This is a genomic window from Ruegeria sp. AP7 (genome assembly GCF_056539905.1).
On record NZ_JBQFVT010000012.1, the window covers coordinates 32631 to 53498 of the forward strand.

Genomic DNA, 20868 nt, shown 5'->3' on the forward strand with positions numbered 1-20868 from the left:
CACGTTGCATAAAAGCCCCACACGCACGATTAGGAATGCTCCGCTGAACCCCTGATTGGAAACAAAATTCAATCAGCGCATGACAGTTCGTAAGAAGTTTTTAGCGATTATTCCGGCACTGCAAACCGACTACGAGTGCGATTTGCGAATGCCACTAATGACAACATCACCGGGACCTCGACAAGCACCCCGACGACGGTTGCCAGCGCCGCACCCGAATTCAATCCAAACAAGCTGATGGCAACCGCAACCGCAAGTTCAAAGAAATTCGAAGTTCCGATCATGGCGCAAGGAGCAGCAATTCGATGCGGAACTTTCAACGCATAGGCCGTACCATAAGCCAAGAAAAATATGCCGTAACTCTGTACCAATATGGGCACTGCGATCAGCACGATTACAAATGGCCGGGCCAAAATCGTTTGCCCCTGCAGGCCAAACAAAATGACGACAGTGGTGATCAAACCCACAACCGACCAGGGCTTTATACCTGCCGAAAATGTATCGATTGCATCTTGCGACCCAAGCCACCTGCGCGTGATCAACCCGGCTATCAAGGGCAGAACTACATAGAGTACCGTTGCCAGCACAAGTGTTTGCCACGGAACCGAAATCTCTGTGACGCCCAATAAAAATGCTACTATTGGCGCGAACGCGACAACCATGATCAGATCATTCACCGAGACCTGCACCAAAGTGTACGTTGCGTCCCCTTTTGTAAGTTGCGACCAGACGAAAACCATTGCAGTGCACGGAGCAGCCCCAAGCAGGATCAGGCCCGCAGTGTATTGAGCCGCGTCTTCAGGTTGTATCCATGGGGCGAAGACGAACTCAAAGAACAAAACAGCGAGGATCGCCATGGTGAAAGGCTTTACCAGCCAATTCACGACAAGGGTGATGATCAGGCCCTGAGGCTGACGCGCAACGCCCGCGACAGCACTAAAGTCAACGCCAACCATCATTGGATAGACCATTGCCCAGATCAACAACGCCACAACCAGATTAACGCTCGCCACCTCTGCCGATGCGATAACCTCGACCAGCCCGGGCACTGTCTGGCCAATTAATACACCCCCGATCATGGCAAGCGCGATCCAGACGCTCAGGTAGCGTTCAAAGATACTCATAAGATTGCCTCATTGGTCGGTGCTGTAAGTTTACAGGATATGAGCGCAGAAAGGCCGATCATGATTGCTGCGGTGCCCAGCACAAATGGAAGCCCTCCCAATTGATAGGTCACGCCCGACAGAACGGTACCTATCAATCGGCCCGCGGCATTGGCCATATAGTAAAAGCCTATATCCATCGTGACCCTTTCAGATTTGGTGAATGCCAGGATCAGATAGGAATGAAGCGAAGAGTTGATCGCGAATATCGCCCCAAAGAACAGCAAGCCAATTACCAAAGTGACAGTCAGCCATACCGGCGCCCCTTTAGACAGCAGGGCTGCGACAGTCAGAATTGCTGGGATGCAGAACAATACAGCAGCCCAGTCACGTGCGGCGCGTATTAAATCTCGTTCAGAGCGCTCAGACGCGCGCAGGATTTTTGGCGCACCGGCCTGAACCGCACCGTATAATATCACCCAGATGGCCATAAACGTGCCGATCAAAAAGAAGGCAGCGCGGTTCGCTTCCTCAGTGCCATCGGAAAGCACGGCATAGAAATAGATTGGAATGCCGACGACAAACCAAACGTCCCGCGCGCCGAACAAAAAGACCCGTGCCGCCGAAAGCCAGTTTACATTGGCCGATTTCGAAAAGACCTCAGAGAACTTGGCACCCTTTCGCCCATTGGGAAGACCGACTGGCATGAAGGCAAGAATAGCACCCAAAACCACAGCCAGTATGATAGCCATAAGTAAAACGGCCCAATTGAAACCCAAAGTCGCCAACAGCGCCGCCCCAAACAAGAATCCAATACCTTTCACGGCATTCTTTGATCCTGTCAGGATGGCAACCCATCGGAATAGACCGCCACCTTCGGTTGGGGCAAGCAGTTTGACTGCCGATTTTGACGACATCTTTGCCAGGTCCTTAGCGATCCCACTTGCCCCCTGAACAATCATCACAAATGCCACCGAGACACTCATGGCCCATTGCGGGTCAAGCTGCGTCAGCGCAAGCAATGCCACGATCTGCAGCGCCAGACCTGCATAGAGAGTTGCCGCGAGCCCAAACCGGGCTGCAATCCAACCCGCAGCGAGGTTGGTCACCATTCCAGCGATCTCGTACAAAACAAACAGGTAAGCCAACTGCACCGGTGAAAAGCCCAGAGTATGAAAGTGCAACAACACCAGCATCCTGAGCGCGCCATCGGTCAGCATAAACGCCCAATAGGCGGCCGTTACGGCGATGTAGGCCGGCAGCCCATCGGGTCTTTGCGTCACAATGATGCCCCGACCATCAAGGCAACATCAACCAGGCGGTGCGCATATCCGAATTCATTGTCATACCACGCATAGATTTTCAACTGAGTGCCATTCACCACCATGGTTGAAGGCGCATCAACGATCGAAGAGCGTTGGTCGTTTGTATAATCTGCCGACACCAAGGGTCGCGTTTCATAACCTAGAATACCGCTGAGTTGCCCTTCAGCGGCAGCCTTGAACAAGCCATTGACCTCCTCAATGGTTGTTTCTCGTTCAACCTCGAAAACACAATCTGTCAGCGACGCATTCAGCAATGGAACACGCACGGCATGGCCATTCAATCGACCCTTTAGTTCCGGATAGATCAGCGTTATGGCCGTTGCTGACCCAGTTGTGGTTGGGATCAACGAATTCAATGCCGAGCGGGCACGACGCAGGTCCTTGGCTGGACGATCTACCATTGTCTGCGTGTTCGTCACGTCATGAATTGTGGTCATCGACCCGTGCCGGATTCCAAGGTTTTCATGAATGACTTTTACGACCGGAGCGAGACAATTGGTCGTGCAGGATGCTGCAGTCACAATTTGATGCATTTTGGGGTCATATGTATCTTCGTTGACACCATATACAATGTTAGAGGTCGGACCGTCCTTGACCGGCGCAGAGACAACCACCTTCTTAACACCGGCTAAAAAATACGGGGCCAACTTGACCTCGGTCTTGAAGGCACCCGTGCAATCGATCACCACGTCGATGCCATCCAGTGGGAGTTTTGTCAGGTCGTTTGTTCCGACGAACGGTATGTGCGTTCCATTGATGGTAATGCTTTCGTCATCATGATCGAAAGTCCCAGCCCAACGGCCGTGCACAGAATCAAACTCTAACAAGTGCGCGTGCATTGCGGCGTTACCCACCGCGTCGTTGATCCATGCGACAGGTGCCCCTCTTTCCAAAAGCGGCTTCAGGGCAAGCTTTCCCATCCGGCCCAGGCCATTCACTGCATAAGTTGTCATGTTGTACTCTCAGCGGCAGATTTGCCGATTTCATCGATGGCGGATTGCAAAGCGAGGCGATCAAGACTTTCGACCGGCAACGCAGAAAAGGCCTCAATCCGACGTTTAAGTGCACCATAGGCGTTTTGAAACGCGAGGCTCTTTTCCGCATGGGTACCCTCGGCCTTGACCGGATCCGCCATGCCCCAATGACCGCTGATCGGTTGGCCATCCCAAGCCGGGCATTCCTCGTTTGCCGCTTGATTGCAAACCGTAAAAACGAAATCGAGGTCTGGTGCATTAGACCCTGAGAATTCAGCTATGTTCTTTGAACGCAAAGCCGAGATATCGTGGCCTTTGTCTTTCAGCACCTGAATGGCAAACGGGTTCAATTCTGAGGAAGGCTTGATCCCTGCCGAGAATACATTGAACCGATCCCCTGCAATTTCACGAAGCAGAGATTCCGCAAAAATAGAGCGGGCTGAGTTTCCTACGCAGAGGAACAACACGTTGAATTTCCGATCATCCTCGACGTCAGTTCCCAAATCGAAGGGCATGCACAAATCAGGTCGTCCGAGGCAGCAATCCAAGAACAAGAAGTCGAGCATTTCCCGCACAGAATGCATATCAATTGAATAAAGCAAAGAGGTTCCAACCCTCTGCTGATTTATGATCTGAGCGTTCTGCAGTGCACTAAGATAGCTCGACATGGTGCTGGGCTTGATATCAAGCGCCGAACCCAACTCTCCAGCCGGTACCCGATCAGGATATCGCCGCATAAGCATCCGAAACACCGCTAGCCGATGTGGATGGCCTAATGTGTTAAGTTGGCTTGAGATAAATGATTCCATATTTCGAGAAATAATGAAATTATACCTAGAGTGCAAATACTTTCTATGAGTCAGGACTTTCAATGCAAGACAGACATGCTAACCAAAGGAACAGTGTGCACCAACCAAGGCTCTGAACAGAATGATTGCAAATCTGATGATGTATCAGCGCCCGCAACTGGCAGCGGCCCATGATCGTTATTGGCAGCTGATACTTCGGACCCTAAATGAATTAGGTATAGATGGCCCCGAACATCTCTCTCAGAACGCAGAAGAGTTTTTTGTCTGGAAAAACCCGAATTTGGTATTAAGCCAGACTTGCGGCATGCCGTATCGCATCTGGCTGCATGACTTGGTCGAGCTGGTCGGCACACCGGACTACGGGCTTGATGGCTGCCCCCCAGGATATTATCGTAGTGCACTTGTCGTGCGTTCCGATGATGCCCGACAGGACATCGTAGAATTCAGCGAGTCAATCTTTGCGTTTAATCAGACATTCTCGCAGTCAGGTTACGCTGCTCCGTACTGGCATCTACGCAAGCACGGTTTTTGGTTTCAAAATCGTCTACACACGGAACAGCATATCAAATCAGCTCAAGCGGTCGCCTCAGGACGTGCGGACATCGCATCGCTAGACGCTATGTCCTGGAAACTGATGGAGAAGCATGATGCGTTCGCGCAGGAATTGCGGGTTTTGGATTGGACCGCGCCGACACCTGGATTGCCGCTTATTACCGCGAATGGAAATGACGCAGATTCCATATTTAGTGCAGTGAAATCTGCGATCGAACTCCTTGATCCGCTCGATCGGGGCCTTCTCGGATTGTGTGGTATCGTCCGAATTCCAAAAGACAAATACACCGAGATACCCAACCCACCTTGATTTGAGCGTTTATCGAGGCTTCGGATCAAAGATTGGAAGGCAATCTGATTCAACCCGCGAGCTTGTAGCGATTAATCAACTCAAACCGCCCATCTTTGCGTTCACCACACAACGCGATCTGATCAACAACAAACGGAACCGGCAGTTCAGGCAGAGACTTCAATATCGTTTCTGTCCAATCCGAAATATCCAGCTTGGGCAACCGTGCGGTAAGGGTCATGTGGAATCGGAATTCGTCCATCACATACGGGTAACCCCATTGGGTCAGTAGGGTATTCTGACGGGCGCTCATCCCCGGTCGCCGCCGCCGTTCAAGTTCTGCCACAGGCAAAGGCGCTCGGAATTCATCCAAGTCTTGGACGCAGGCCGCAGCAACCTGTTGCAACGCCTTAGATTCACCGCGTGGTATCAGCGCCAAAAAGCGGCCAAGTCTGGTCAGTTCCAAACCATCGCATATCGCTGGAGCAAGCCCCGACGCCAACTCAGCCACGCGCATGTGCAATTCCTCGGCTGTGCTGTCACCGGCCAACCGAAATGGCGGTTTCAACGTTCCGTGAAAGCCGTATTTGCGCGGCGTCATCGTGATTCCATCCAAACCGGGAAAATCGAATAAAGGCGCTTCACACGCACTGATAATGTCCCAACCTAGCCAGGACGCCCCGAAACGGGCCAACGGGCCCTGGGGTGGAACATAATAGATCGCAAAACGAGTATACGACATGAACTCCTCTTATCCTGCATCCTCTGTGATAGCGATGTGTCAGGCATTCCGTGGCTTGCCAAGGTGCGGTTGGCTTTGCCTGATCAGGTTTTAACCGGGGCAGTGACCACCGAACAGGGCGTGGTTGCGGATACTCAAAAATGGGAGCACCGCCCTCGCGCTGGCCTCAACACTGTATTCTATGCACTGCACATTGGGTCTATGCACCGTGCCCTCACCCCCCTTGCTCGGCATCTGGAGCGATCGCAAAAGCGCTGTTTAACGGCAGGTAACATTGACTAATCGCAGGTAGAAAAGGGTTGTCTCTAGGGCTTTGAGAATTTCGCCCACCTTCTCATTTCCCATTCACTTCAATCTTGAAACTTAGAGGGAATGCACCGGGATTCGAGATGGCCTAAAGGATTTTCATGTAATATGCGGCAATCCGGCGCTTGAACTCCGTCAATCTAATGTATACGAAAGTATACTATACTGATCCAGCGACAATTATGCCGCCGCGAATATCGCCCCATAGCATGCCAGAGATGCGGAAAAATAACATGAGCCTCTACAACGACTACTTGACCGAGATCGAAGACCGCAAGCAACAGGGTCTCAGCCCCAAGCCCATCGATGACGGCGCACTGACCCGCGAAGTTATCGACCATATCAGGGACACCGGCAGTGCGCACCGCGATGATTGCCTGCACCACTTTATCTATAACACCCTGCCCGGCACCACGAGCGCCGCAGGTGAAAAAGCGCGCTTTTTGAAAGAAATCATTCTGGGCACTGTCGAGGTTGAGGAAATCAAGGCAGCCTTCGCCTATGAGCTATTGAGCCACATGAAAGGCGGCCCGTCGGTCGAAGTGTTGCTTGATCTTGCACTGGGCACCGACGAAGCGACAGCGCGAGATGCGGCTGAGGTGCTCAAGACTCAGGTCTTTCTTTACGAGGCCGATACAGATCGCATCAAGTCGGCCTATGAGGCAGGCAATACCATAGCTTCAGATCTTCTGGACAGCTACGCCAAGGCAGAGTTCTTTACCAAGCTTCCTGAGGTCGACGAAGAAATCAAAGTTGTCACCTATGTGGCGGCCGAAGGCGATATCTCAACCGACCTTCTAAGCCCAGGCAATCAGGCACATTCCCGCGCTGATCGCGAGCTGCACGGCAAATGTCTGATTTCGGAAGACGCTCAAAAAGAAATTGAGGCACTGAAACTTAAGCATCCAGATGCACGTGTCATGCTAGTCGCTGAAAAAGGCACGATGGGCGTCGGATCATCGCGCATGTCTGGGGTTAACAACGTCGCCCTTTGGACCGGCAAGCAGGCAAGCCCGTATGTTCCGTTTGTCAACGTCGCACCCGTCGTGGCGGGAACGAATGGCATCTCTCCCATTTTCCTGACCACGGTAGGCGTGACCGGTGGGATCGGTGTGGACCTTAAGAACTGGGTCAGAAAGACGGACGAAGACGGCAAGACGATCCTGAACAATGACGGCAACCCGGTGCTGGAACAGAAATACTCGGTTGCGACCGGAACCGTTCTGACAATCAACACAAAGCAAAAGAAACTATTTAGCGAAGATGGCAGCGATGAACTGGTCGATATGGCCGGATCATTCACACCGCAAAAGATGGAGTTCATGAAGGCTGGTGGGTCTTATGCCATCGTGTTCGGCAAAAAACTACAGACTTTCGCCGCTGAAACTCTGGGAATCGAAGCACCGCGTGTCTTTGCGCCTTCGAAGGAAATCAGCGCCGTGGATCAAGGTCTGACCGCGGTCGAAAAAATCTTTAACGCAAACGCACTGGGTGTAGCGTCCGACAAGGTGCTGCACGCAGGGTCTGACGTGCGGGTGCGCGTCAACATCGTTGGCAGTCAGGACACAACCGGACCAATGACGGCACAAGAACTTGAGGCCATGGCCGCCACGGTCCTATCCCCGTCGGTCGACGGGGCCTATCAGTCGGGCTGCCACACTGCATCGGTCTGGGACGCCAAAGCGCAGGCCAATACGCCCAAATTGATGGCCTTCATGCACAAATTCGGCTTGATAACCGGTCGTGATCCAAAGGGCGTCTATCATGCGATGACGGACGTTATCCACAAAGTTCTCAACGACATTACTGTTGACGATTGGGCAATCATCATTGGTGGTGACAGTCATACCCGGATGTCCAAAGGTGTCGCGTTTGGCGCGGACTCCGGCACCGTGGCGCTAGCTCTGGCGACAGGTGAGGCCACCATGCCAATCCCTGAATCCGTAAAAGTGACCTTTAAGGGCAAGATGGCCGATCACATGGACTTTCGCGACGTGGTTCATGCGACACAGGCGCAGATGCTGGCACAACACGGTGATAACGTGTTCCAGGGTCGGATCATCGAAGTGCATATTGGAACGCTGTTGGCGGACCAGGCCTTTACCTTCACCGACTGGACTGCGGAAATGAAAGCCAAAGCTTCAATCTGCATATCCAACGACGAGACCCTGATCGAGTCACTGGAGATTGCCAAATCGCGCATCAAGATTATGATCGAAAAGGGCATGGAGAACGATGCCCGGATGCTCAACAGCTTGATCGAGATCGCGGACAAGCGCATCGAGCAGATCAGGTCGGGAGAGAAACCCGCGCTGACTCCCGATGAAAATGCCAAATACGCTGCCGAGGTCATTGTCGATCTGGATGAAATCGTGGAACCGATGATAGCAGACCCAGACGTCAACAATGCGGATGTCTCAAAGCGTTATACCCACGACACCATCCGCCCGATTTCATTCTATCGTGCAGAAAAGAAAGTGGACCTTGGGTTCGTAGGGTCATGCATGGTGCACAAGGGTGATATCAAGATCGTCGCTCAGATGCTGCGCAATCTCGAAGCCGATCAGGGCGATGTCACATTTAAGGCTCCGCTGGTCGTGGCCGCTCCGACTTACAATATTGTTGATGAATTGAAGGAAGAGGGCGACTGGGAAATTCTGCAGAAGTATTGCGGATTCGAGTTCGACGATGCTGCACCTAAGGTCCAGGCCCGTACCGAATACGAAAACATCCTTTATCTTGAACGTCCGGGCTGCAACCTTTGCATGGGCAACCAGGAAAAAGCGGCCAAAGGGGATACGGTTCTAGCCACATCGACACGCCTGTTCCAAGGCCGGGTGGTTGCGGATTCCGAAACCAAAAAGGGTGAATCCTTGTTGGGCTCAACTCCTGTTGTTGTCCTATCGGCAATTCTGGGACGTACACCAACGCTGGATGAATACAAAACAGCAGTTGAAGGCATCGATCTGACCAAGTTCGCACCTCCAATCCAGAAGCCCTTGGCTGGTCTGTCCGTACATTTCTAGATCGGCGATCAACATCGGGAAGACGGTGGAAGATGCAGGGGCTTTGGTCTTTGTAGATGCGGTGCTATTTGCGCCGCATCACTTGGTCGACGTTAAAGAACTGGGCTGTGATTTTCTGGTCTACTCCCGTACAAGTTTTTCAGACCGCATTTGGGTATCGTCTGGGGATTCTGGCGTTATTGACTCCGCTTTTCCCCTAAAAGGGGCGGTGCGTGTCGGATGCAAACCCGAACCGATATACGATGGGCACCCCTCAATACGAGGTGCTGGTGGGCCTGTCGGCGACTGTACGCTATTTTGAGGAAATCGGTTGAGCCACTGGAGCCAGCGGAGGAGATATGGATCGCTAGGGTTGACCATGGATGATGGTCGGATCAGAACAGTGGCGTTCTGGGTTCACTGCCCTGCGGCAAGGCTCGGTTACCTGACTACACCAGGTCAGTGTATTTCCGTTCAGTCGGCTTGGGCCTTGAGGGCATCGCCATGGTTTGTGGCATCTGTAAGCTTCCTTAGGCGCAAGGACTGAGCAACAGGGAGAGATGAAATGAAAATCAAGCCTTTTGGCGTTGAGATCTGGATGAATGAATTCGAAAACTATTGCGAGTTCAATCTGGCCGAAACCTGTGTTGCATCTCTGACAATCGAGCAGCTTTTGGAATTGTCTGGCAAGAACTCCGACGTTCTAGATGACCTCAAACCAATGAAGCTGACCTATGGCGCGATCGAAGGGTCTGACCGATTGCGTGATGCGATTGCGACGCTCTATGAACGGCAAGAGCGCCACAATATTGTCGTCACACACGGGGCGATTGGGGCCAATGCACTGGTCCATGAAACGCTGGTTGAACCAGGCGACCACGTGATCTCGGTCCGGCCAACCTATCAACAGCATTATTCGATCCCCGAGAGTTATGGCGCCACCGTGGATATCCTTCAGCTGAGGCCGGAAAACGGCTTTTTGCCCGATCTCGATGAGTTCGCCGCATTAATCCGACCAGACACAAAGTTGATCGCAATCAACAACCCCAACAATCCGACCGGCGCTTTGATGGATGCCGGCTACCTGGAGCAATTCATTGAGATTGCCCGGCGCAGTCAGGCCTATGTGCTGTGTGACGAGGTGTATCGTGGCACCAGCCAAACCGGTGACGGATTCTGCCCCGCGATAGCGGACCTCTATGAACGAGGTATCAGCGTGGCTGGTATGTCCAAGACCTTTTCGCTGGCAGGATTGAGACTGGGTTGGATCGCAGCGGCAACGGAGGTGCTGAAGGCGGTCTCCATCCATCGCGATTACAACACGATCAGCGTTGGAATGCTGGACGATTATTTCGCCGCCCTCGCGCTGGAAAACAAATCCCGCATTCTGGAGCGCAGCCACCGCATTACCCGCGGAAACCTACAAATCCTTGATGATTGGGTATCGAATGAACCCAGGATTTCTTATGTCAAACCACAGGCGGGCACCACCGCGTTGCTTAAATACGATTTCGATATGTCGTCTCGCGAATTCTGTGTCTCATTGCTGGAAGAAACTGGCGTGATGTTAACACCTGGCTCAGTTCTGCATATGGAGGGTTGGTTACGTATCGGTTACGCCAACAACCTTGAAATTCTCAAGACCGGTCTTGAAAAGGTCAGCGGTTATCTGAAGCGGCTCGAAGAGAGAGGCGTTCCCTTCGCCACAGAAACCATCAATTGAAATGGCCAATCCAAGAAAAACTCTGGAATGCAATGCAGATCCACCCACGTTTTCTGTCTGCATTTTTTTTAAGTTAAATTGACGGTTCTCTAAAGAACCGTGCAGAAGGCCTCGTTCAAAGCCCCGTACGTTTTTCGAATTGCCCCGGGCCCGTATGTAGTCGCCGCATTGAATTTGTTGCGTTGTCTTTTGGATCAGTATCATTACGGTGATCGTATTTCTTACTTGGTTCGCACCTTTTTGCCCAACTGTTTGCTTTAATGCGTTCTTGGAGGAACCCAACAATGAATACCAAACTGAAACAAAAGTGCGGTCTGACAGCCTCTGCTGTAATTCTGAGTGCGCTATTGAACAGTACTGCCTTCGCCCAACAGACCACAGATGCGGTCGCACCCGAAGCAGCTACTGCCGGTGCACTGGATAAACTGTCAGAGCGCGCTGAAGCCGCCTTGGTTAAGCGCGATACTGGGCAGCCCGTTGTCTCTTCAGACTGGATGGTCTCGGCAGCGAACCCGTTGGCTGTAGAGGCTGGCGCTCGTGTTTTGTCAGAAGGCGGAACTGCAGCGGACGCCATGGTCGCCGTACAATCTGTACTTGGATTGGTAGAACCTCAGTCTTCGGGGCTGGGCGGTGGTGCATTTCTTGTCTGGTTTGATGCCGAAACTGGTGAACTGACCACATTGGATGGCCGCGAAACCGCTCCAGTTGAAGTGAACCCACGCCTGTTTCAGGATGCCGAAGGCGAAAAACGGGGGTTCTATGACGCGGCCATCGGTGGCATCTCGGTCGGCGTGCCAGGCACCCCTGCCCTTATGGAAGACGCGCATCGCCGCTGGGGCAGCGCAAACTGGCCCTCATTGTTTGAGGATGCAATAGACTTGGCCGAAAACGGGTTCACAGTTACGCCCCGCCTTGCAGGTATGATCGAGTGGGATGCTGAGCGACTCAGTCAAGTGCCGTCAACAGCCGAATATTTCATGCCCGATGGCGCAGCATTACAGGTTGGCGATCATCTGCAGAACCAGGCCTACGGGCAAACTCTACGTAGTTTTGCGGTCGAAGGGGCCGATGCATTTTATACGGGTGAAATTGCCGAGGATATTGTGGCAACAGTGCGTGGAGCCGTACGCAACCCAGGGGTTCTTAGCATGCTGGATATGGCCAACTACCGTGTGGTGGAAAGACCTGCGGTCTGCGCGACATATCGGAGCTTTGAGGTCTGCGGTATGGGACCGCCATCATCGGGGGGCCTAAGCGTCGGGCAAATCCTTGGCCATTTGCAACCTTATGATATTGCCGCGATGGGCTCCGAAAGCCCAGAGGCATGGCGTCTGATCGGGGATTCCTCGCGGCTCGCTTTTGCTGATCGTGGGCGGTATATCGCAGACAGCGATTTTGTTCCAGTTCCGGTTGGTGGCCTGCTGGACGAAACCTACCTGAAAGACCGTGCATCGTTACTAGAAGGCCCAGCGGCGCTGGATACCGTCTCACCTGGACAACCCGAGTTCGACCACGCGCTGCTTTGGGCCGATAATATCGATATTTCGATGCCCTCCACATCTCATATTTCAATCGTAGATCGCTATGGAAATGTGTTGTCGATGACCACGACCATCGAAACAGGTTTTGGTTCACATTTGATGACCAAGGGCGGCTTTCTGCTGAACAACGAATTGACCGATTTCTCGTTTGCCACACATAGTGATGGTGTCCCGATTGCAAATGCAGTTGCGCCGGGAAAACGACCAAGATCATCAATGGCACCGACGATTGTAATGCAGGACGGAGAGCCGGTTCTAGCGGTTGGATCTCCGGGCGGGTCACGGATCATCGGTTATGTGGCACAGGCTATTATTTCCGTATTGGACTGGGACATGGATGTCCAAAGCGCCGCAGCCGCTCCTCATCTGATCAATCGGTTTGGCACATATGATCTCGAAGAAGGGACGGATGCCGAAGCCCTGGCTCCGGCACTGGAAGAAATGGGATTTGAAACCAACAGCCGCGCGCTGACCAGTGGATTGCATATGATCAAAATCAGTCCAACCGGATTGGAGGGCGGCGCAGATCCGCGTCGCGAAGGCATCGCATTGGGCCAGTAATCGCACCTATAATGCAAAGACCGAAAGGCGGCTGATCAACAGCCGCCTTATTAATCGAACTATCGACTGTCAATAACACATCGCTGCGGCGGCACTCAATCGGTAGGAGGCGCCTTAAAAACCGGTCGGTTTGGGTCGCCCCCTTGATCAGCGCAACATTCGTCCTGAAGAAATTCGATCACTTCCCACAGGCGATTATATTGCGGTACACAACGGAGAATACGCCCTTCACGCTCTTGCGTTATCAAACCCGCGCTAACCAAGCTTGCGATATGATGGGTCATGGATGAATGCGGAATGTCCAGATCTTCCCTGAGAACCCCCACCGGTAGACCTTGGTATCCTGATTTCACCAACCTTTTGAATATCTTAATTCTGTGGCTGTGGCCGAGCTCTTTCAGCACTTTGGCAGCATCATCTATCTGCATTCTCACCTCACAATCTCAATATTACGATATTACCCGTAATACCTTGACACAAGTTTGAATTGCTATTATTTCGATATTTCTAGTAATATAATATAGTATGACATCATGTCCCAATCAACCCTGACTGCTGTGCAGGAAACACTCAGTATGTTCACCTTCCTCGCGGTTGAACTGACATTGCTTTTTCTGATCATCAGCTATGGCGTCGGCCTGCTGCAGGCATATGTCTCGCCAGCGCGCATTCAAGCCATCCTCAGTTCACGCAACGGTCGTGGCTATGTAATTTCAGCTATGTTGGGTGCAGTAACCCCATTCTGCTCATGCTCCACCATCCCATTTCTGAAAGGACTGCTCAGAGCACGGGCCGGATTTGGGCCGATGATGGTCTTTTTATTCTCCAGCCCTTTGTTGAACCCTATCATCATCGGTTTGTTCGCTGTCACGTTCGGCCTCAAAGTGACCCTGGTCTATTTTGTAATCGCCCTCGGCGTTTCGATATTCGCCGGTTTCGCACTCGAAAAACTTGGCTTTGAACGCTTTGTAGAGCCCGCCGCATATGAGGCCCCAGCTCCATCCGCTGGGTGTGGGGCAAGCCGATCGGCTGAGATCAAACCCAACAGCCAATGGGGGCGGGTATGGAAAAGCACCTGGAAAGATTTTAAAACCGTGCTGCCCTATTTGTTGGTCGGTATATTAATCGGCTCCATGATTTACGGTTTCCTCCCCACCGATCTGATCACGAAGTATGCCGGGAACGATAATCTGCTAGCAATCCCGATATCCGCCGTAATTGGCATCCCGCTTTACATTCGTGCAGAAGCGGTCATCCCGCTGAGCGCCGCCCTTGCTGCCAAAGGCATGTCTTTGGGTGCTGTAATGGCGCTGATCATCGGTAGTGCTGGGGCAAGCCTAACCGAAGTCATCCTGCTACGTTCTATCTTCAAACTGCCCATGATCGCGGCTTTTCTATTTGTCATTCTGTCCATGGCGATGATTGCAGGTTTCTTCTACGCTTTCACCCCGTTGGGCAGCTAGACTTTCGAAAAGTGGACTATTCGAGGCAGTACAGGCAACTCCTGCTGACTGGCCCAATTAAGCCGCTAATGCATGATCTTACCCTCTGAGCCACCTGCCCAATGAAGGGTTTTAGCTCGACGGCAAGAGGGTAATATCTTGGCACAAAGCCCTAATTCGAAGGCGGGCCAATTGAAAAAGGATCTTTTTTCTAAAACTTAACGGGACGCAATCCAATTTAACTTAGACTGCGGTCTAAAGTTCCTGCCAGCGGTGACAGGAAACGGAATGGCCGGCTTCGCATATCTCCATCTCAGGCTCTTTCTGTCTACACAGGTCTGTCGCAAAGGGGCATCGTGTGTGGAACTGACATCCTGTTGGGCGGTTTGTCGGCGATGGGATCTCACCCTCCAACCGCTGCACTTTTCCTTTATCATCGGGGTCCAGAGAAGGGATCGCCGAAAACAACGCCTTCGTATAGGGATGCCGAGGTGCTTCAAACAACTGCCGCGTCGGGGCACTTTCCATAATCTGACCAAGATACATTACCGCCACATGATCGCAGGTATGTGCGACCACGGACAGGTCGTGGCTGATAAACAGGTAAGTCAGGCCCATTTCATCTTGCAACGACTTAAGCAAATTCAAAATATCGGCCTGAATCGACACGTCCAAAGCCGCAACACTTTCATCTGCAATAACAAACCGAGGTCTGGAAACTAGGGCACGTGCGATCGAAATACGCTGACGCTGTCCGCCGGAAAACGCATGTGGGAAACGGCGCAGGTGTTCGATATTGAGCCGACACATCGCGGCCACTTCGCGAACCCGCTCGTCCACCTCATCGCGCGACTTGCAGAGCCCCATAACTTCAAGAGGTTCAGCGATAATGTCGCGAACCGTCATGCGGGGCGACAGCGCTGCGTAGGGATCCTGAAAAATCAACTGTGCCCTTCGCCGGTATTCTTTAAGATCTGCTCCGGCCAGATCTCCAAGGTCATAGTTTACTTCACCATCATCATAATGCGCTGAACCGCCTGTGATCGGTACCGCGTTCAACAGGGCACGACCAAATGTCGTTTTTCCAGACCCGCTTTCACCGACCACCCCAAAGAACGACCCCTTTGGGATGTCGAGAGTAACATGATTAACCGCCTTCAGGACCCGCCTATTGAAGAGTTGACCACCCACCGGGAAACCAACCGAAAGATCGCGTGTTTGGATTAGGTATTCAGAACTCATTCACTTATCCTTCAGCGCACAAGTGACACGCGGTGCGGTGATTTTCGCCCGTATCAGACCATTGCGGCACAACAGTGCGACAAATGTCGCCGATCACCTTGCCGCAACGGGTGTGAAAGACACATCCCGCAGGCCGTTCCAGAGGTGACGGAATATCTCCTGGAATCGGCATGAGCGGTTTCTCCAGGTCATCCAACTGCGGCAGGGCATCGATCAGACCTTTGGTGTAGGGGTGATACGGGTTCCGAATAACTTCGCGCACCGGTCCCTGCTCAATCATCTTGCCCAGATACATCACCGCCACTTTGTCAGCGGTTTGTGCAACGACGCCAAGATCATGAGTGATAAAGATAATCCCCATGCCAAACTCAGCCACGAGGTCTTTCATCAGGTCTATTACTTGCGCCTGAATGGTTACATCTAAGGCCGTCGTGGGCTCATCCGCGATCAGCAGCTTGGGTTTGGTCGATAGGGCCATGGCTATCATCGCCCGTTGCCGCATACCGCCGGACATCTCAAACGCATATTGCCCAAACCGAGTGGATGCGTCAGAGATACCGACCCGGTCCAGCATTTCAATTGATAGCTCTTTAGCCTGTTTGTTGGACAAGTCAGTGTGGATCAACAACTGCTCAACCATCTGGCTACCGACTGTCATCGCCGGCGCAAAACTGGCCATGGGTTCCTGAAAGATCATCGAGATCGACCCACCCCGTACAATTTCCATATCGCGGGGCCGTTTCAGGCTCATAACATCCACTGGGCCGCTATCAAGATGCAAGGTAATCCGACTTTCCGGAGAATAGACCGCATTTCCCGGATTAAGCTTCATCAGAGATTTCGCAGTCACGGACTTTCCAGAACCACTTTCCCCTACAAGGCCCATGACTTCGCCGGGCGCCAGTGAGAAAGACACATCATCTACCGCAGTGATCAAACCTTCGTCGGTCCTAAATTGCAGCGTAAGATTTTCGACGTCGATCAGGCTCATTTGCGGGACTCCGAATATGGATCAGCGGCATCACGCAATCCATCACCAACGAAGACGAAAGCCATGACCAGAGCGATGAAGAAAAAGACCGGAATAAAATACCAATGATAGTTCAATAAAACGTCCGCCTTGGTCACGTTCTGGAGCATTACACCCAATGAATTGACCGGATCCTTAAGCCCTAGCCCAATAAAACTGAGAGCCGTCTCGGACAGGACAACATACGGAAACGAGATCACCAGATCGACGATGATATAGCTGGTAAAGCTGGGAAGGAGATGTCGCCGAATAACGTGCCCTGCAGATGCTCCGCAAAGTTGAGCCGCCAAAACATATTCCTGATTACGCTCGGTCAGCAGATGCGTTCGCACCCTTCGCGCCAGCGTCGGCCAACCGACCAATCCCAGTATCAGGGTAATAACGAAAAATCGGGTCTCAGCCGACCACTCGGGCGGAATAAAGGCCGCAATAGCCATAAAGAGCGGGATCGAAGGCACCGTCCTGACCGCGTCGGTAATCATCTGGATCACGCTGTCAATCGCGCCACCGTAGTAGCCAGCAATCCCCCCGATCATTAGCGCAAGAACGAATGAGATCACAACTCCCAAAGTTCCCACTTGAAGCGACGTCCAGACAGCATGAAGCGTACGCGAGAAGATGTCTTTGCCCGCACTATCAGTTCCGAATAGATGAACGTATCCTTGCTCCATACCGAACAAATGGATGTTGCCAGGTATAAATCCGAATAGCTTGTAGCTATCGCCCTTTACGAAGAACTCCATATAGCGGCGTTCATCCTCGTTGACCTTCTCAACCCATCGAAAATTTGTCGCCAATGATCGTTCGCGTGTCACAGTGTGCAGGAACGGACGTATGGAACAGCCATTCTTGTCGCAGAATTTCGGGATCTGAGGTGCCCCATTCAAGTAATCCTTATCCCGACCAGCGACTGTCGGATCATAGGGTGACAGGAAAGGTGCAAATAGACCTGACAGGATCAATACAACCAGCACTGTAGCGGCAATCATGGCCGCACGTTGTTTTTTGAATCTGGCCCAGATCAGTTGGCGCTGTGAAGCCGTAAAGTAAGCTTCTTTTGCCTTCTGATCGTCAATTTTCGTAGACGTTTTTGCAGACATGGGCGTTACCTCAGAATGCTCTTGCGTACGCGCGGGTCAATTACAGCCAACAGGATGTCGGTCGCGAAGTTCAGCGTGACGATGGCAGCCGTCAGCAGGAATATGATCGCACCAGCCAACTGCTGGTCATTCGACCGTGCCAGCGCCTCAAGCAGTAGAGATCCAGCTTCGGTGAGTGTCAGGATCAGGGCCACAATGGGCAGTTCATTGAAGATACGGTTCAGGTCGAAGCCAAGCGAGTTGACGATCGGCCCCAGCGCATGGCGTGCGGGATAGCGCCATAAGAGTCGGCGGCCATATATCCCGCGCGCGGCAGCGGCGGTCACGTAAAGCTTGCCGATCTCGTCCGACATCAGTGCACGAACGGTTTGCAGAGCAAATGCGGTTGCCGACCATCCCAGAATGAATATCGGCAGCCAGGCATGCTTCAAAAGATCCACAAACTTGGCCCATGACCAGGGCGCTTCACGATATTCAGGGCTGAACAGGCCGGTCAATGTCTCTCCGAAATACACGGTGGAAAACAACATCACCATTAACGCCAGCAGAAAGTTCGGCATTGCCAGACCCAAATAGCTGACCAGTCGCAGGGAATTGTTGAGGAAAGCGTTCCTTGACGCCGCTGAGATAATGCCAACCGGGATTGCGATCATATATGCCAGTGTCAAAGAGCCCAAGCAGATCCACAAAGAGATCCAAAACTTGTCACCTAGAAGTTGCGCGATATTGACGCGCAAAATGCAGCTATCCCCGAAATCACCGCGGAAAGCGCCGCTTAACCAAGTAGCCCAACGTACCAGAAAAGGACGATCAAGCCCCAGCCTTACCCTCTCAGCCTCGATATCAGCCAATGTAATGGCCGAGCCTTGCGTGTTTTTGTAAGCGAGATAGCGTTCAGCACAATCACCCGGCACAAGCTCCATCAGTGTAAAAACGATGAGCGAGACCAACACGAGAGTAACCACAGCCATCACTGCGCGCGTGGCGGCAAAGCGAGCGAATTGGAGCATTTCTTAGTTCCTGGCTAGCATGTGGAAAGGGGCGCTGACGCCCCTAACCGTTGTCTTAGATTGAAACGCCTATCACTCCGACAGCCACCACTGGGCAGGGCGGTACGGATAGGTTCTATAGAACTCGTAGGACTGCGTTTTGAATTCAGTGAAGTTCTGCAGGTTGTTCGAATGATAGATCGGAGCCGGAGCATTAACTGTACCAATGAACAGCATCTCCCCAGTCATGATCTCGACCATCTTCTGCGCAGCGGCGACCGAGGCGTCTGATCCGGGCGCACTGGATTGGTAGGTGTCCAAGGCCGCTTTCAGATCAGCAACCCAAGATGGTGGTTCCACACCATTTTCCCCATTTGAACTGATGTACTCCGCCCACAGCATACCGGTACGCACGTCGAAATACCCGTCAAACGGCGGCACCCAGATTTCACCATCGCCAAGAACCGAACCGGCTGGCTGGCTTTTGAGCCACATGCCCATGTCCAGAGTGTTTGCCGATTGCGCAGCACGGAATTCATCCGAGGTAACCTCTTTGATTGCCGTGTTTACGCCCACATCTTTCCAGTTCTGTGCGATCAGTTCCACCAGTTGAGCCGATGCAGATTGCGTCGAGAACTGCCAGTCCAGCACAAACGGATCACCGTTTGGCAAATCGCGGAAACCGTCTCCGTTCTGATCAACAAGGCCAACTTCATCCAGAAGAGCGTTCGCGCGTTCCTGATCAAAGTTGATCTCGTAGTTCGACCACTTTTCGTCGATGAAATCCGGACGTGGAGAAAAACCAATATACTGTGTTGGTTCACCAAGACCGAATGCGGTTACCTCATTTAGCTGATTGCGATCCATCGCAACCGACATCGCTGTCCTAAAACGAATGTCATTGAAGATCGCTCTTTTAGCTTCATCCTCAGCAGTTACGTTGAACGTCAGCACCGGGTAGCCAATTGCCGGCTTCACTTCTAAAGTGTAGTTCCCGCTTTCCTGACCTTCCAACAGAACCGGAGCAGATGTCAGGTTTACGCCCTGCGACTTGTAATCCACCTCACCGTTCAACAGTTTAAGGTTCCGCACCTCTTCATCTGGAACATAGGTCTCATCCATCTCAGAGATATAGGGCAGCTGGTTTCCTGCCGTATCCACCTGGAAGAAATATGGGTTCGCAACGTAGTGGCGCCCCTCTGTGCTTTCCTTGACCAGAATGTGGCTTTCCAATGTTGGCATCGCATCCTTGGGCAGACCTGCCAGTTTATCACCCGCGGTCAGCATCGGAGATGGCGTGTCCATCCAGTCGGAATTACCGTAATAAGCTTTAATCAGCTCATAGCCGTTCTCATATCCAAGTGCTTGTGCATTGGCGTCCGCATTTGCATCCAGAGCCGGATGGAACTGTTCAAAGAAATGCTTTGGCTGGAAGGGCTGAACATACGTGAATGAGAACGTCTCGGTCAGACCCGGCTTCGGCGCTGCCAGCGTAAAACGAACGGTAGTATCGTCCAGCGCCTCAACCTTCATCGGTTCACCACCTGCCAGCGCGTAGTCCTTCGCTTCGGCTATAACGTTGGTGTCCATCATCAGGTTATCATACCAAAAGACAACATCTGCAGATGTAAACGGCGCGCCGTCCGACCATTTGTGACCTGAACGCAGATGAACCGTCAACTCGGTGAATGCGTCATTCCATTCCCAGGACTTCGCAACATTGGGCACTAAGGTTTGCAAGTCGTCGGAATAACGGAACAGATTGACGTGGCGCACAGACAAGAAGTCGGATGTACCGCTTTCCGTAGCGTTGGACAGCGCGTCCAACTGTCCGCCATACTGGCCAATGCTGTCGTAGGGTACGATAACCAGTGGATCAGCTGGCAAACGATCCGCAACTGCTGGTAGGGCTTCGTTGCCTCGGATCATGCCGTTGAGATCTGCGATAGATGGGTTTTCCGAAAATCCAAGCGTACAATTTCCTGAGGACTGGAATTCAGACAGATCAAATTGCTGAGGATATGCCCCATCCGTCAGGCCTTGCATATCTGCCACCGTCGCAGTCGGACAATTTGCCCAGGCAGCACTTCCAAGAGTCGCAAATGCGGCTCCGGACATCAAAAGCTTCTTCATGA

16 protein-coding genes are annotated in these 20868 nt (G+C 52.4%); 5 read left to right on the forward strand and 11 right to left on the reverse strand.

Going from position 1 to position 20868, the window contains the following annotated elements:
- Positions 1–107 precede the first annotated feature (107 nt).
- Genes arsB through ACR0KN_RS17935 form a run of 4 tightly spaced genes read right to left on the reverse strand, consistent with a single transcriptional unit; the run spans position 108 to position 4211 of the window.
- Positions 108–1124, reverse strand: a complete 1017-nt coding sequence (gene arsB / locus ACR0KN_RS17920; RefSeq protein WP_170471912.1) for an ACR3 family arsenite efflux transporter — start codon at positions 1122–1124, stop codon at positions 108–110.
- Positions 1121–2386 (reverse strand): organoarsenical effux MFS transporter ArsJ, encoded by a 1266-nt coding sequence (arsJ, locus tag ACR0KN_RS17925; RefSeq protein WP_480655463.1) that lies wholly within the window; start codon positions 2384–2386, stop codon positions 1121–1123. The genes arsB and arsJ overlap by 4 nt, the downstream gene beginning before the upstream one ends.
- On the reverse strand, positions 2383–3381 hold the full coding sequence (locus tag ACR0KN_RS17930; protein WP_480655465.1) for an ArsJ-associated glyceraldehyde-3-phosphate dehydrogenase: 999 nt from the start codon (positions 3379–3381) through the stop codon (positions 2383–2385). Before ACR0KN_RS17930 ends, arsJ begins: the two co-directional genes overlap by 4 nt.
- Positions 3378–4211, reverse strand: coding sequence for an arsenate reductase/protein-tyrosine-phosphatase family protein (locus ACR0KN_RS17935; RefSeq protein WP_480655467.1), 834 nt, complete (start codon positions 4209–4211; stop codon positions 3378–3380). Before ACR0KN_RS17935 ends, ACR0KN_RS17930 begins: the two co-directional genes overlap by 4 nt.
- A gap of 121 nt (positions 4212–4332) precedes the next feature.
- On the opposite strand from ACR0KN_RS17935, the gene ACR0KN_RS17940 reads away from it, so the two are divergent.
- Entirely contained in the window at positions 4333–5073 is a 741-nt protein-coding gene (locus ACR0KN_RS17940; RefSeq protein ID WP_480655469.1) for a phosphate/phosphite/phosphonate ABC transporter substrate-binding protein, read from the forward strand.
- A gap of 49 nt (positions 5074–5122) precedes the next feature.
- Here the strand turns inward: ACR0KN_RS17940 and ACR0KN_RS17945 are convergent, their stop codons facing one another.
- On the reverse strand, positions 5123–5794 hold the full coding sequence (locus tag ACR0KN_RS17945) for a DUF1045 domain-containing protein (protein ID WP_480655471.1): 672 nt from the start codon (positions 5792–5794) through the stop codon (positions 5123–5125).
- A 539-nt stretch (positions 5795–6333) separates the two neighbouring features.
- Here ACR0KN_RS17945 and ACR0KN_RS17950 point away from each other — a divergent pair.
- The 3 genes from ACR0KN_RS17950 (at position 6334) to ggt (ending at position 12930) form a co-directional block, all read left to right on the forward strand.
- Positions 6334–9126, forward strand: coding sequence for a bifunctional aconitate hydratase 2/2-methylisocitrate dehydratase (locus ACR0KN_RS17950; protein ID WP_480655473.1), 2793 nt, complete (start codon positions 6334–6336; stop codon positions 9124–9126).
- Between the two features lie 544 nt (positions 9127–9670).
- Entirely contained in the window at positions 9671–10828 is a 1158-nt protein-coding gene (locus ACR0KN_RS17955; protein ID WP_480655475.1) for an aminotransferase, read from the forward strand.
- 284 nt (positions 10829–11112) lie between these two features.
- A complete protein-coding gene (ggt, locus tag ACR0KN_RS17960; RefSeq protein ID WP_480655477.1) occupies positions 11113–12930 on the forward strand; it encodes a gamma-glutamyltransferase in 1818 nt (605 codons plus the stop codon).
- Positions 12931–13025: 95 nt separating this feature from the next.
- Here the strand turns inward: ggt and ACR0KN_RS17965 are convergent, their stop codons facing one another.
- A complete protein-coding gene (locus ACR0KN_RS17965; RefSeq protein ID WP_480457190.1) occupies positions 13026–13358 on the reverse strand; it encodes an ArsR/SmtB family transcription factor in 333 nt (110 codons plus the stop codon).
- A 105-nt stretch (positions 13359–13463) separates the two neighbouring features.
- On the opposite strand from ACR0KN_RS17965, the gene ACR0KN_RS17970 reads away from it, so the two are divergent.
- Positions 13464–14393 carry a permease gene (locus ACR0KN_RS17970; protein ID WP_480655479.1) on the forward strand — a complete coding sequence of 310 codons (930 nt, stop codon included), beginning with the start codon at positions 13464–13466 and terminating at the stop codon, positions 14391–14393.
- 234 nt (positions 14394–14627) lie between these two features.
- Here the strand turns inward: ACR0KN_RS17970 and ACR0KN_RS17975 are convergent, their stop codons facing one another.
- From ACR0KN_RS17975 to ACR0KN_RS17995, 5 genes are all read right to left on the reverse strand, one after another.
- Positions 14628–15614: an ABC transporter ATP-binding protein gene (locus ACR0KN_RS17975; RefSeq protein ID WP_480655481.1), complete on the reverse strand. Its 987-nt coding sequence runs from the start codon at positions 15612–15614 to the stop codon at positions 14628–14630.
- A 4-nt stretch (positions 15615–15618) separates the two neighbouring features.
- The gene (locus ACR0KN_RS17980) at positions 15619–16605 is read right to left on the reverse strand and encodes an ABC transporter ATP-binding protein (protein ID WP_260027170.1); all 987 of its coding nucleotides are present in this window, start codon (positions 16603–16605) and stop codon (positions 15619–15621) included.
- A complete protein-coding gene (locus ACR0KN_RS17985) occupies positions 16602–17744 on the reverse strand; it encodes an ABC transporter permease (RefSeq protein ID WP_260027172.1) in 1143 nt (380 codons plus the stop codon). The genes ACR0KN_RS17980 and ACR0KN_RS17985 overlap by 4 nt, the downstream gene beginning before the upstream one ends.
- A 5-nt stretch (positions 17745–17749) precedes the next feature.
- Positions 17750–18754 carry an ABC transporter permease gene (locus ACR0KN_RS17990; protein ID WP_010443435.1) on the reverse strand — a complete coding sequence of 335 codons (1005 nt, stop codon included), beginning with the start codon at positions 18752–18754 and terminating at the stop codon, positions 17750–17752.
- A 72-nt stretch (positions 18755–18826) separates the two neighbouring features.
- A complete protein-coding gene (locus ACR0KN_RS17995; RefSeq protein ID WP_480655484.1) occupies positions 18827–20866 on the reverse strand; it encodes an ABC transporter substrate-binding protein in 2040 nt (679 codons plus the stop codon).
- Between the last annotated feature and the right edge of the window lie 2 nt (positions 20867–20868).